Below are 12,421 nucleotides of genomic sequence, written 5' to 3' on the forward strand. Positions count from 1 at the left end.
GCGATCGCCGGCTACCTCCGCTGGCGCAACCGCCACTGCCACCCCAAGCGCCACTTCGCCGTCAACTCCAAGATCCGCCGACCGGATTACCTACCCAACGTTGCTTGATACGGCACTAGATCCGGGCCAGCTCCTCCAGGACGCCTCCGGCGGCGGCGATGTCCTCGGTCAGCGGCCGGTCGTCGAGGCTTTCGGACAGCACCGCGGCCGCCGCGTCGAAGGCGTCCCGGACCGGCAGCTCCACCAGGTCGGCCTCGCGCATCCGCAGGGCGCGGACCGCCGCCACCAGCTCGCACGCCAGCACTTGCTGGTAGGCCGCGCAGGCCGCGGTCGCCGCGCGGGCCGCCTGGGTGGAGAAGCTCGCGTGGTCCTCGATGCCGCGGGAGACGACCGCGGTGCCGAGCGTGGCCGGCAGGGCCGCCTGACGCAGCTCGGTCAGCGCGTCGTGCGCCACGTACTCCAGGATCATCACGCCCGAGCTGCCCGGCGGGCCCGCCGCCAGGAACGGCCGCAGCCCGGTGAACTCCGGCTCCACCAGGTCGCCGAGGCGGGCCACCGAGAGCTCCGCGACCTGGTGCACGGTCGCCCGCGCCTGGTCGAGCGCCGTCGACACGTACGCGGTGTGGAAGTGCGCGTGGTGGTAGGCGTCGTTGTGGACGGTCGAGATCATCGGGTTCTCGGTGCTCGCGTTGATCTCGACCGCGAGCACGTCCCGCAGGTAGTGGATCGCGTCCAGCGCCGGGCCCTGGACCTGCGGGAACGCCCGCAGCCCGAACGGGTCCTGGATCCGCCGCCCCGGCTTCGGCGTCTGGTGCATGCCCAGCAGCCGCCGCATCTCGGCCGCGCAGGCCACCTGTCCGGCGTGCGGACGCGCTTCGTGCACCGGCGTCGCGTACGCCTCGGGGTTGCCGTCCAGGGCGACGTACGTCAGCGCGGCGACGGCGTGGCTCGCGCGGGTCAGCGTGTCCAGCCGCATCGCCGCGAGGGTCGCTTCGGCGAGCGTCGCGGCGTTGCTGCTCATGAACGCCAGCGCGTCGCCCGCGCGCACCGGCACCGGCGGCACGTGCCCGGTGACCCACGGCCGTTCGCCGGTGAGCGCCAGCGCCGTCTCGGCCAGCGGGGCCAGGTCGCCGGTGCCGATCGCGCCGAGCCGGTGCACCAGCGGCAACGCGCCGGTGCGGACCGCTTCGGCCAGCGCGCCGATCAGCTCGGGGCTGATCCCCGACCGGCCGGACAGCAGCTGGTTGAGCCGGATCAGCAGCATCGCCCGGACCTGGCCGGGCGGCAGTTCGTCGCCGCTGCCGCCCGCGTGGCTGCGCAGCAGCCGCAGGCCGTGCTCCACGGAGCTTTCGACGGTGTCGTCCTTGTTGGCCCCGACGCCGGTGGTCCGGCCGTAGACCACCCGCCGCGTGCTCAGTTCTTCGGCGAGCTTCCACGCGTGCTCGGCGCCCCGCAGCGCGGCGATCGAGACGTCGATGCCCAGCGGGCCCTCGGTGCGCGCCGCGGTCACGACGTCCGCGCAGCGCAGGGTCCGGCCGTCCACTCGGATCAACGGCAGCCTCCTTCCGACTGCCCTCACTATGCGGCTAGGGCGACGGCGGCTGCCAGGGCGGTACCGGCCAGTCCCAGTGCGGGACCGGTTCGTGCAGGTTCGGCTCGGCGCCGGGCGCGGAGAAGATCACGGCCAGGCGGCTGCCCCACTCGAGGTAGCCGGCGAAGGCGGCGCGGAACTCGGGGTCGCCGGGCAGGCCGGCCTCGTCGGCGGCGTCGAGCAGCAGGTTCACCCACCGGCGGCGCTGCTGCTCGGTGATCCCGCGGCCGAGGTGGCGGCCGATCATGCGGGCGTGCCCGCCGTGGCTCGCGGAGTACTCGGCCGGCCCGCCGAAGACCTCGCCCAGCCAGACGGCGACGTGCTCGGCGTGGTGCGGGTCCATGTCGCGGAAGACCGGTTCGAGCAGCGGATCTTCGAGGACGTGGCCGTAGAAGACGGTCAGCAGCTTCACGAGGGCCTCGTGGCCGCCGGCCCATTCGTAGAGGGTCGGCGTGGTTTTTGGCACGATCACCCGCATCAGGCAACCAGTGGTGCCCCGGGCGGGCAACCACGTACTTTCCGGTGCGTAGGGGAGCGGGGATGAAGCGGTACCACTGCGCGACGGAGCTGGCGGTCGACCTGATCGGCGGCAAGTGGAAGCCGGTGATCCTGGCCCACCTGAAGGAGGGCGCCCACCGCTACGGCGAGCTGCGCCGCCGGATGCCGGGGGTGAGCGAGAAGATGCTGACCCAGCAGCTGCGCGAGCTGGCGGCGGACGGCCTCGTCCGCCGCGAGGAGTTCGACGGCCGCGTCCCGCACGTCGAGTACCACCTGACCGAGGTGGGGGAGGAGCTGCGCCCGGCGCTGACCGCGCTGTACGAGTGGGGCGAGCGCCGCGCGGCGGAGCGGGGCATCACCTTCGACCCGGCCTGACCCAAGCGCCCCACGGCGGCCTTGGTTGGGTTGGACCGGCACTGCGGCGCGAAGCGCACCGAAAGCCACCTCGGGTCAGGCGGGATCAGTCTCGTCGAGGCGGCGCTCCAGCGCGTCCAGCCGCTCGGACCAGAAGCGGCGGTAGGGCGCCAGCCAGGCGTCGACCTCGGCCAGCGGCTCCGGGCGCAGCGCGTAGCACCGCCGCTGCGCCGCCACCCGGACCGTCACCAGCCCGGCCTCCCGCAGCACCCGCAGGTGCTTGGACACCGCCGGCTGGCTGAGGGACAGCTCGCCGACCAGCTCGCCGACCGAGCGCTCGCCGTCGCGCAGCAGGTCGAGGATGGTCCGGCGCCGCGGCTCGGCGAGGACGTCGAAAGTCTGCATCACCCCTGAAATGTGCGCCGCCGGGCATATTGCTGTCAAGGAATGTGGATCTGTCGTGGTCTGAACCATTGACCTAGTGGTCTAGTCCACTTACGGTAAGTGTGGTTCCCACCACTCCGGCACCGACGCCGTGGGTAATTCCCCGGGAGGGAGAACACATGTCCCGTTTCCGCAGGAAGAGCTTCTCAGCGCTGCTGGCCGTGGCGGCCGCCGCGGGCCTCGTCGCGGGCGGCGCGCCGGCTCCGGTGGCCACCGCCGCGACTGTCACCGCGCAAGCCTCCGTCGGCAAGGTGGTCGGCTACTTCACCGAGTGGGGGGTCTACGACCGCAATTACCACGTCAAGAACATCGAGACGTCGGGCTCGGCGGGCAAGCTGACCCACATCAACTACGCCTTCGGCAACGTGACGAACGGTGGCTGCGCGATCGGCGACGCCTACGCCGACTACCAGAAGACCTACGACGCCGCGGGCAGCGTCGACGGCGTCGCCGACACCTGGGACCAGCCCCTCGCCGGCAGCTTCAACCAGCTCAAGAAGCTCAAGGCCAAGCACCCGGGCCTGAAGGTCCTCTGGTCCTTCGGCGGCTGGACCTGGTCCGGTGGCTTCGGGCAGGCCGCGAAGAACCCGGCCGCGTTCGCGAACTCCTGCTACAACCTGGTCAACGACCCGCGCTGGGCCGGCGTCTTCGACGGCATCGACATCGACTGGGAGTACCCGAACGCCTGTGGCCTGAGCTGCGACACCAGCGGCGCGGCGGCGTTCAAGAACCTCCTGCAGGCCTTGCGCGCCAAGTTCGGCTCGAAGCTGGTCACCGCGGCGATCACCGCCGATGGCACGAGCGGCGGCAAGATCGACGCGGCCGACTACGGCGGCGCGGCCCAGTACGTCGACTGGTACAACGTGATGACCTACGACTACTTCGGCGCGTGGGCGGCCCAGGGCCCGACGGCCCCGCACTCCCCGCTGACGTCGTACTCGGGCATCCCGACGGCCGGCTTCTACTCCGACGCCGCGATCCAGAAGCTCAAGAGCAAGGGCGTCCCGGCGAGCAAGCTGCTGCTGGGCATCGGGTTCTACGGCCGCGGCTGGACCGGCGTCACGCAGAGCGCCCCGGGCGGCACGGCCACCGGCCCGGCACCCGGCAAGTACGAGCAGGGCATCGAGGACTACAAGGTGCTCAAGACGTCCTGCCCGTCGACCGGCACGGTCGCCGGCACCGCGTACGCCAAGTGCGGCGGCAACTGGTGGAGCTACGACACCCCGGCGACCATCGCGGGCAAGATTTCCTACGCCAGGACCCAGGGCCTGGGCGGCGCGATGTTCTGGGAGCTCTCGGGTGACACCACGAACGGCGAGCTGATCACCGCCGTCGCGAAGTAGCACAGCGCGTGCGGGGGCACCGGCAGATCTTGTCGGTGCCCCCGTTTACTGTCGTCCGCGTGAAGTTCAGCGGATTCGGCGAGTACGCCGTCGATTTCTTCGACGGCCTGGTGGAGGACAACTCCAAGCCCTACTGGGACGACCACGTCGAGACCTACAAGTCCGACGTCCGGGCGCCGATGGAGGCGCTGCTGGCCGAGCTCGCTCCCGAGTTCGGCGACGGCTTCGGCGAGCCCAAGGTGTTCCGCCCCTACCGCGACGTCCGGTTCGCCAAGGACAAGACGCCGTACAAGACCCACTGCGGCGGGGTGATCGAGCAGGGCCGCGGCGGCGGGGCCTACTACGTCGAGGTCGGGCCGGAGGGCCTGCGCGTCGGCGGCGGCTGCTTCCACCTCGCGTCCGACCAGATCGCCCGGTTCCGCGCGGCGGTCGACACGGACCTGCACGGCGAAGCGCTGCAGAAGATCCTCGCCAAGCTGGAGCGCACGGGCTGGGAGGTCAAGGGCGACCGCCTGAAGTCGAAGCCGCGCGGCTTCGCCGAGGATCACCCGCGCCTGGACCTGCTGCGCTACCGCTCGGTGTACGCCGTGCGCGGCTGGGAGCCCGACGACGTCCTGCACGAGCGGGGCGCCTTCGACCGCGTCCGCAAGGCCTGGCGGCAGCTGCGCGAGTTCAACGAGTGGGCCCGTGACCGGGTCGGCCCCAGCGAAAAGCCGCGTCGCCGAGGGTGACTGAGGCGACAGGTTTCTGAACATCTTCTTGAACATTCGGGATCGGTACAGACGAACGCGGCAAGAGGGTCTACCCTATGTGGACGTGAGCCGACGCGCGAAGATCGTTTGTACCCTGGGCCCAGCCACCGCGACCCCGGAGAAGATGCGGGCCCTGGTGGATGCCGGTATGGACGTGGCCAGAATGAACTTCAGCCACGGCAGCCACAGCGACCACAAGCAGGTCTACGACCTGATCCGGGCCGCTGCCGCGGAGAGCGGGCGGGCGGTGGGCATCCTCGCCGACCTGCAGGGCCCGAAGATCCGCCTGGGCACGTTCGCCGGCGGGCCGGTCGAGTGGCACAACGGCGACGTCGTCCGGATCACCGTCGAGGACGTCGCGGGCACCCACGACCGGGTCTCGACCACCTACAAGGGCCTGGCCAAGGACGCCAAGCCCGGCGACCGCCTGCTCGTCGACGACGGCAAGGTCGGCCTGGTGGTCAAGGGCGTCGAAGGCCCGGACGTGGTCTGCGAGGTCACCGAGGGCGGGCCGGTCAGCAACAACAAGGGCGTCTCCCTGCCCGGCATGGACGTCTCGGTGCCGGCGCTGTCCGACAAGGACATCGAGGACCTCGAGTTCGCGCTGGAGCTGGGCGTCGACTTCATCGCCCTGTCCTTCGTCCGCTCGCCGGCCGACATCGACCTGGTCCACCAGGTGATGGACCGCGTCGGCAAGGGACGGCTGCCGGTCGTCGCCAAGATCGAGAAGCCCGAGGCCGTCTACAACCTCGAGGCCATCGTGCTGGCTTTCGACGCGGTGATGGTCGCCCGTGGTGACCTCGGCGTCGAGCTGCCGCTGGAGCAGGTCCCGCTGGTGCAGAAGCGCGCCATCCAGATCTGCCGCGAGAACGCGAAGCCGGTCATCGTCGCGACGCAGATGCTCGAGTCGATGATCAACAACTCCCGGCCGACCCGCGCCGAGGCCTCCGACGTCGCCAACGCGGTGCTCGACGGCGCCGACGCGCTGATGCTGTCCGGCGAGACCTCGGTCGGCCGGTACGCGATCGAGGTCGTGGAGACGATGGGCCGGATCATCGAGGCGGTCGAGACCGACTCGCCGATCGTGCCGCCGCTGACGCACGTCCCGCGCACCAAGCGCGGCGTCATCTCCTACGCCGCCCGCGACATCGGCGAGCGGCTGAACGCGAAGGCGCTGGTCGCGTTCACGCAGTCCGGCGACACCGTGCGCCGCCTGGCCCGGCTGCACACCCGGCTGCCGCTGCTGGCGTTCACGCCGGAGGAGAGCGTGCGCAGCCAGCTCTCGATGACCTGGGGCACGACCACCCGGATCGTGCCGTTCGTGGACTCGACCGACCAGATGATCCAGCAGGTCGACCACGCGATGCTCGAGATGGGCAAGTACCAGAAGGGCGACCTGGTCGTCATCGTGGCCGGTTCCCCGCCGGGCACCGTCGGGTCGACCAACCTGATCCGCGTCCACCGGCTCGGTGAAGACGACCACGCTTGAGAGACCGACCGCTCAGTATGCACGTAGGGTCCTGGTCATGACTGAAATGGCCAGGACGGCCGCCACCGAACCGGAGCTCCCCGGTGGCGGCCAGCCGGTGCTCGACCGCCTGATCGCGCTGCTCGACCTCGAGAAGATCGAAGAGAACATCTTCCGCGGCGTCTCGCCCGCCCACTCGCCGGTGCGGGTGTTCGGCGGGCAGGTCGCCGGCCAGGCGCTGGTCGCGGCCGGGCGCACGGTGCCCGAGGAGCGCCGGGTGCACTCGCTGCACGCGTACTTCATCCGCGGCGGCGACCCCAGCGTGCCGATCGTCTACGAGGTCGACCGGATCCGCGACGGCCGGTCGTTCACCACCCGCCGGGTGGTGGCGATCCAGCACGGCAAGGCGATCTTCTCGCTCTCGGCGTCGTTCCAGACCGACGAACCGGGCATCGAGCACGCCGAAACCATGCCGGCGGGGGTGCCGGCGCCGGAGACGCTGCCGACGCTGATGGAACGCGCCGAGGGGTATGCGATCGGCGCCCACGCCCGGCCGCGGCCGATCGACCTCCGGTACGTCAACGAGCCGCCGTGGGTCACCCGCGAGACCGGCGAGCGGCCCGCGCGCAACCAGGTGTGGATGCGCGCCGACGGGAAACTGCCGGACCAGCAGCTGCTGCACGTCTGCGTGCTGACCTACGCCTCGGACATGACGCTGCTGGACTCGGTGCTCGCGCGCCACGGCGTCTACTGGGACACCGACAAGGTGCTCGGGGCCAGCCTCGACCACGCGCTGTGGTTCCACCGGCCGTTCCGGGCGGACGAGTGGTTCCTCTACGACAGCGCCTCGCCGACGGCGTCCGGCGCCCGCGGCCTGGCCACCGGCCGGTTCTTCGCCCAGGACGGCACGCTGATCGCGACGGTCGTCCAAGAAGGACTCCTGCGCGTCCTGTGAAGTTCGCCGGGAAATCACCCTCCCGGGCGATGAATAGGTCGAATATCCGTCGCCGGAAAAGGGCATTCGGCCCGGGTGAGGGGGCCGGGACCGATCGGGGGACGGCCCCGGACCCCTCCGTGTGATGATCGCGCGGCACTCCGCCCGATCATCGTCTACCCTGCTCAGAGGCCAGTCGAAGCCACGGCTGGCCGACTGTCAGGCGCCCGGTGCAGTGCAGGGTGCGAGGATACAAGAGCATTCTGCAAATTGCAGATCCGGCGCCCGGAATCGTCTCTCGTTAATGCTCCACCGACTCCGCGCCCGGATGGTTGGATACAGCTAGCACTCGACATCCGGAGGTGCCGCGATGGCAAGGGGACAGAGCCCCACGGTTCGCCGCCGGAGGCTGGCGGGGGAGCTGCGCCGGCTCCGCGAGGCCGCCGACCTCACCATCGACGAGGTGGGTGAGAAGCTCGAGTGCTCGGCCTCGAAGATCAGCCGCATCGAGACCGGCCACGTCGGCGTCACCCCGCGTGACGCCCGGGACATGCTGGCCCTCTACGGCATCATGGGCGACGAGCAGGAGGCGCTCGTCCAGCTGGCCAGGGAGGCCCGCAAGCGCGGCTGGTGGCACGCGTACAACGAGGTCTTCACCGGCACCTTCGTCGGGCTCGAAGCCGACGCCAGCTCGCTGCGCGCGTTCCAGGCGCTGCTGGTGCCCGGGCTGCTGCAGACCGAGCGGTACGCCCGCGCGGTGATCCGCGCGCTGCGGCCGGACGCCGAGGAAGCCGAGATCCGCCGCCGGGTGGCCGCCCGGATGGCCCGCCAGGAGCTGCTGTCCGAGACCCCGCCGCCGGAGTACTGGGCGGTGATGGACGAGGCCGTGCTGCGCCGCGTGGTCGACAGCCCCGAAGTGATGGCCGAGCAGCTCTACCGGATGGTCTCCGTCGCCGAGAAGCCGAACGTGACCGTGCAGGTCGTGCCGTTCGGGGCCGGCGCACACCCCGGCATGGAAGGCCCCTTCCTCATCATGGGCTTCCCCGAGCAGGCCGACCCGGACGTCGTCTACGTCGACGACAGCACGTCCAGCGGGCTTTACCTGGAGGAACCCACAGACGTGCGGCGCTACGGGCTGATGTTCGACCATCTGCGCGCCGCCGCACTGAAACCGGACGACTCGGTGGACCTCATCGCCGAGGCGGCCGGACGGTTCGCCGAACAGGCGGCCGTACCGGGTCCGGTGCACCATCCGGAACCGAGGAAACAGTAAGGGAGTGGGGACCATGGAAGCAGAACTCTCCGGGGCGCGGTGGCGCAAGAGCAGCCACAGCGGCGGCGGCAACGACTGCGTCGAGGTCGCGTTCGTCGACGGCGGTGCCGCGGTGCGCGACTCGAAGGACCCCGAAGGGGGTGCGTTCCGCCTGCCCGCGTCGGGTTGGCAGGGGCTGCTGGCCGCGGTGCGGACCGGCGGCCCGGCGCTCGGCTGAGTCTGCCTGGAGAAGACCCCTTACCCCCGCCGAGCTGGGCTCGGCCGGGAGTAAGGGGTCTTTTTGTGCCCAGCCCTACGTGATCACCCGATGCCCGGGGTGCGCCCTCAGGACGAACCTGAGTGCTACCAACCGGAGAGACAGGGGAACACGATGCACAGCGATCTGATGCTCGACGCAGTCCGTGCCGAAGCGGCGTACCGGGCCGAGGAACTGCGGAAGGCCGGGCGCAGCGCCTGGGCCGCCCGCGCCCGCCGCGCCGCCCGCCACTTCAGGGCCGCGAGGACGGATGTCGAGGTACCGGCGCAGCAGCGCCGGGAGGCCACCCGGGCGACCGCCGAGACCGCCCGGTAGGGGCGGCGGGATGGTGTCAATGGCGATAAGCGGTCGGAAACCGGCAGCGACACCTGGGGCTTTGCCCCAGGTCGGGGGCTTCGCCACCCGAACCCCTGAAAAACTGTCGGGGGCGTGAGCAACAATGCTCCTCGTGCCCCGACTCGGCTCCGGAATCCCGCTCGTCGCCCGTACCCACGAGATGCGGCGGCTCCGCGCCGCCTTCGCCAGGGCTGAACGTGGCGAAGCCGGCGCGGTGCTGCTCTCGGGGGACGCCGGGGTCGGCAAGACCCGGCTGCTGACCGCGCTCGGCGAGCACGTCGACGCCTGCGGTGCGCTGGTGCTCACCGGCCGCTGCATCGACGTCCGCGAAGGCGGTCTTCCTTATCTACCGTTCGCCGAGGCGCTCGCCCCCCTCGGCGCGGCCACGGACGCGGTGATCGCGGCCGCGGTGCGGGCCCGGCCCGCGCTCGGGCGGCTGCTGCCGCAGGGGCAGGGGCTGGAGGAGCCCCGGGCGGCCGAACACCCGCCGATGACCTCCAACGACCGGGAAACCATGGTGCGTCCCCGGCCGGAGCAGGATCTCGGTCAGCTGCAGTTGTTCGACGCGGTACTGGGGGTGCTGACCGAGATCGCCCAGGCGCGCCCGGTGGTGATCCTGCTCGAGGATCTCCACTGGGCCGACGCCTCGACCCGCAACCTGCTGTCCTTCCTGCTCAGCCGCCTGCGGGCACAGCGGCTGCTGGTCGTGGGCAGCTACCGCGAGGAGGACGTGCACCGGCGGCACCCGCTGCGCGGCCTGCTCGCGGAGCTGGTCCGGCTCGCCACGGTCGAGCGCGTCGACCTGCAGCCCTTCGGCGCGGGCGACGCGCGCAGGTTCGTCGAGGCGCTGGCCGACGAGCCGCTGCCGGCGAACGTCGTCGCCGACATCGTCAGCCGCTCCCAGGGCAACCCGTTCTTCGCCGAGGAGCTGCTCGCCACCAAGACCGAGTGCAACGACCTGCCCGCGGGGCTGGCCGAGGTGCTGCTGTCCCGGCTCGAGCGGCTCTCGCCGGACGCCCGCCGGGTGGTCCGGGTGCTCTCGGTGGCCACCGAGCCGGTGATGCACGCCGCGCTCGCCGCGGTCTGCGGGCTGGAGGAGCTGGAGCTCGACGAGGCGCTGCGCGAGGCCGTCCAGCACCACGTGCTGGTGGTGCTCTCGGACGGCTCGTACACGTTCCGGCACGCCTTGCTGCAGGAAGCGGTGTACGGCGACCTGCTGCCAGGGGAGCGGTCGCGCACGCACGCGGCGTACGCGGCGCGGATCAAGGCGCGGCCCCAGGGCCGCGGCCACGACGCCAAGCTGGCCTACCACTCGATGCAGAGCAGCGATCTGGCCACCGCGCTGCCGGCCTTCCTGCGCGCGATGGACGAGGCCGAGAAGCTCGGCGCGCCCGGGTCGGCGCTGCAGCACGTCGAACAGGCGCTGTCCATCTGGGACGCCGTCGGCCCGGCCGACCGGCCCGACGGGTTCGACGAGCTCCGGCTGCTGTACGAGGCGTCGTACTTCGCGGGGACGTCCGGCGAGCCCGAGCGGGCCGCCGCGTTCGCCCGCTCGGCCACCCAGGCGCTGACGGCGGACATCCCGAACGACCGCGCCGCGAAGGTGTGGCGGCGGCTGGCGGACGCGCTGCTCGCCCTGGAGGGCACACTCGACGAGGCGGTCGCCGCCATCGACCGGGCGTGGGACCTGGTGAAGGACACCGAACCCAGCTCGGCGCGCGCCTGGGTGCTGGCCAGCCGCGCCGGGTTCCTCCGCATCCTCGACCAGCCCGAGGCGGCGCTCGACAGCGCGCTCACCGCGGTCGCCGACGCGCAGGCCGTGGGCGCGACCGGAGCCGAGGCGTCGGCGCTGGTCACCCTGGGCACGCTGGCCGATTCGCGGGGCGACGCCGCCGAAGCCCGGGAGCGGCTGCGCCAGGCCCAACGCAAGGCGCGCGACGTGGGCGCGTACAACACCGAGATCCGCGCGACCTACTTCCTCGCGCTGAGCCACGACGACCACGGCGACTTCGCCGAAGCGCTGGAGCACGCCTCGCACGGCGTCGCCCGCGCCGAAGAAACCGGGCTGAGCTGGAGCGTCTACGGGCTGGAGCTGCGGGCGCGGCAGCTGATGCTGCGCTACCTGATGGGCGACTGGCCCGACGAGAGCGCCGGCCGCGCCGGGCGCGGGGTGTCCAGCGCGGTCGCCGCGCGCATCCTGGCCATCTGGTCGCTGTTCGTCGTCGCCCGCGGCCGGCTCGGCGAGGCCGAAAAGCTGCTCGGCGGGCTGCGGCAGCACTGGACGGCGGACATGCAGATCCCGCTGTCGGCCGGCACCGCCGGAATCGAGCTGGCGTACTGGCGGGGCGAGTACGCCGGCGCCGTCCGCCAGGCCGAAGACCTGGTCGGCTGGCTGGAACGGATCGAATCCGGCCTGCTGGCCGGCATCCGGGTGGCCGCGCTCGGCGTGTCCGCCGCGGCCAAGCTGGCCGCCGGCGCCCGCCTGCACGGCGACCAGGCCGCGGCCGAAGCCGCGGTGGCGGCGGGCGAGCGGCTGCTGGCGCACGGGCGGATGTGCTCGGTCGTCGGGCAGCCGCGGTCGGGGCAGCTGGGTCCCGAGGGCCGCGCGTGGCTGGCCCGCCTGGCGGCGGCGGAAGCCTGCCTGTCCGGCGGGGGCGACCCGGACAAGTGGGCGGCCGCGGCGGCGGCGTTCGGCTACGGCGCCGTCTACGAGCAGGCGATCTGCCGCTGGCACGAGGCCGAAGCCCGGCTGGCGGCGGACGCGGACGCGGGCACGTCCCTCGAAGCGGCCCACGAGGTGGCGGTCCGGCTGGGCGCGGTCCCGCTGCGCGACGCGGTCCGCGACCTCGCGCACCGCGCCCGCGTCGAGCTGGCGGGTGTCGAACCGGCGGCCCCGGCCCGCACGGTCACCGACCCGCTCACCGACCGCGAGCGGGACGTCCTGGAGCGCGTCGCACTGGGCCGCACGAACCGCCAGGTCGGCGAAGAGCTCTACATCAGCGAAAAAACGGTGAGCGTCCACCTTTCCCGCGTGATGGCCAAGCTGGGCGCCAGCCGCCGCGCGGAAGCGGTCGCCATCGCCTACGACCGCGGCCTCCTCACCGCCCCCACCGCCGAACACGCGTAACCAAGCGGCCGGTTCGCGTACCGGAAGGGTCGGTTCGCGTACCCA

12 protein-coding genes are annotated in these 12,421 nt (G+C 72.0%); 9 read left to right on the forward strand and 3 right to left on the reverse strand.

Annotated elements, in window-relative coordinates:
- Positions 1-115: 115 nt before the first annotated feature.
- Complete coding sequence (locus ACWED2_RS34230; protein WP_449694653.1) at positions 116-1,552, reverse strand: aromatic amino acid ammonia-lyase; 1,437 nt, start codon at positions 1,550-1,552, stop codon at positions 116-118.
- Positions 1,553-1,586: 34 nt separating this feature from the next.
- Positions 1,587-2,063 (reverse strand): group II truncated hemoglobin, encoded by a 477-nt coding sequence (locus tag ACWED2_RS34235; protein WP_449694654.1) that lies wholly within the window; start codon positions 2,061-2,063, stop codon positions 1,587-1,589.
- Positions 2,064-2,131: 68 nt separating this feature from the next.
- Here ACWED2_RS34235 and ACWED2_RS34240 point away from each other — a divergent pair, with 68 nt between their 5' ends.
- Positions 2,132-2,464: a winged helix-turn-helix transcriptional regulator gene (locus ACWED2_RS34240; RefSeq protein ID WP_449694655.1), complete on the forward strand. Its 333-nt coding sequence runs from the start codon at positions 2,132-2,134 to the stop codon at positions 2,462-2,464.
- A gap of 75 nt (positions 2,465-2,539) precedes the next feature.
- Here the strand turns inward: ACWED2_RS34240 and ACWED2_RS34245 are convergent, their stop codons facing one another.
- Complete coding sequence (locus tag ACWED2_RS34245) at positions 2,540-2,851, reverse strand: ArsR/SmtB family transcription factor (RefSeq protein ID WP_449694656.1); 312 nt, start codon at positions 2,849-2,851, stop codon at positions 2,540-2,542.
- A 155-nt stretch (positions 2,852-3,006) separates the two neighbouring features.
- On the opposite strand from ACWED2_RS34245, the gene ACWED2_RS34250 reads away from it, so the two are divergent.
- From ACWED2_RS34250 to ACWED2_RS34285, 8 genes are all read left to right on the forward strand, one after another.
- Positions 3,007-4,230, forward strand: coding sequence for a glycoside hydrolase family 18 protein (locus tag ACWED2_RS34250; protein WP_449694657.1), 1,224 nt, complete (start codon positions 3,007-3,009; stop codon positions 4,228-4,230).
- A gap of 59 nt (positions 4,231-4,289) precedes the next feature.
- Positions 4,290-4,961: a DUF2461 domain-containing protein gene (locus ACWED2_RS34255; protein ID WP_449694658.1), complete on the forward strand. Its 672-nt coding sequence runs from the start codon at positions 4,290-4,292 to the stop codon at positions 4,959-4,961.
- Positions 4,962-5,046: 85 nt separating this feature from the next.
- Entirely contained in the window at positions 5,047-6,471 is a 1,425-nt protein-coding gene (pyk, locus tag ACWED2_RS34260; protein ID WP_449694659.1) for a pyruvate kinase, read from the forward strand.
- 37 nt (positions 6,472-6,508) lie between these two features.
- On the forward strand, positions 6,509-7,405 hold the full coding sequence (gene tesB / locus ACWED2_RS34265; protein WP_449694660.1) for an acyl-CoA thioesterase II: 897 nt from the start codon (positions 6,509-6,511) through the stop codon (positions 7,403-7,405).
- A gap of 349 nt (positions 7,406-7,754) precedes the next feature.
- A complete protein-coding gene (locus ACWED2_RS34270) occupies positions 7,755-8,657 on the forward strand; it encodes a helix-turn-helix domain-containing protein (protein ID WP_449694661.1) in 903 nt (300 codons plus the stop codon).
- Between the two features lie 13 nt (positions 8,658-8,670).
- Positions 8,671-8,874: a DUF397 domain-containing protein gene (locus tag ACWED2_RS34275; protein WP_449694662.1), complete on the forward strand. Its 204-nt coding sequence runs from the start codon at positions 8,671-8,673 to the stop codon at positions 8,872-8,874.
- A 153-nt stretch (positions 8,875-9,027) separates the two neighbouring features.
- On the forward strand, positions 9,028-9,228 hold the full coding sequence (locus ACWED2_RS34280; RefSeq protein ID WP_449694663.1) for a hypothetical protein: 201 nt from the start codon (positions 9,028-9,030) through the stop codon (positions 9,226-9,228).
- 124 nt (positions 9,229-9,352) lie between these two features.
- The gene (locus tag ACWED2_RS34285; protein ID WP_449694664.1) at positions 9,353-12,376 is read left to right on the forward strand and encodes a helix-turn-helix transcriptional regulator; all 3,024 of its coding nucleotides are present in this window, start codon (positions 9,353-9,355) and stop codon (positions 12,374-12,376) included.
- Positions 12,377-12,421 lie beyond the last annotated feature (45 nt).

Source organism: Amycolatopsis sp. NPDC005003 (assembly GCF_053600695.1).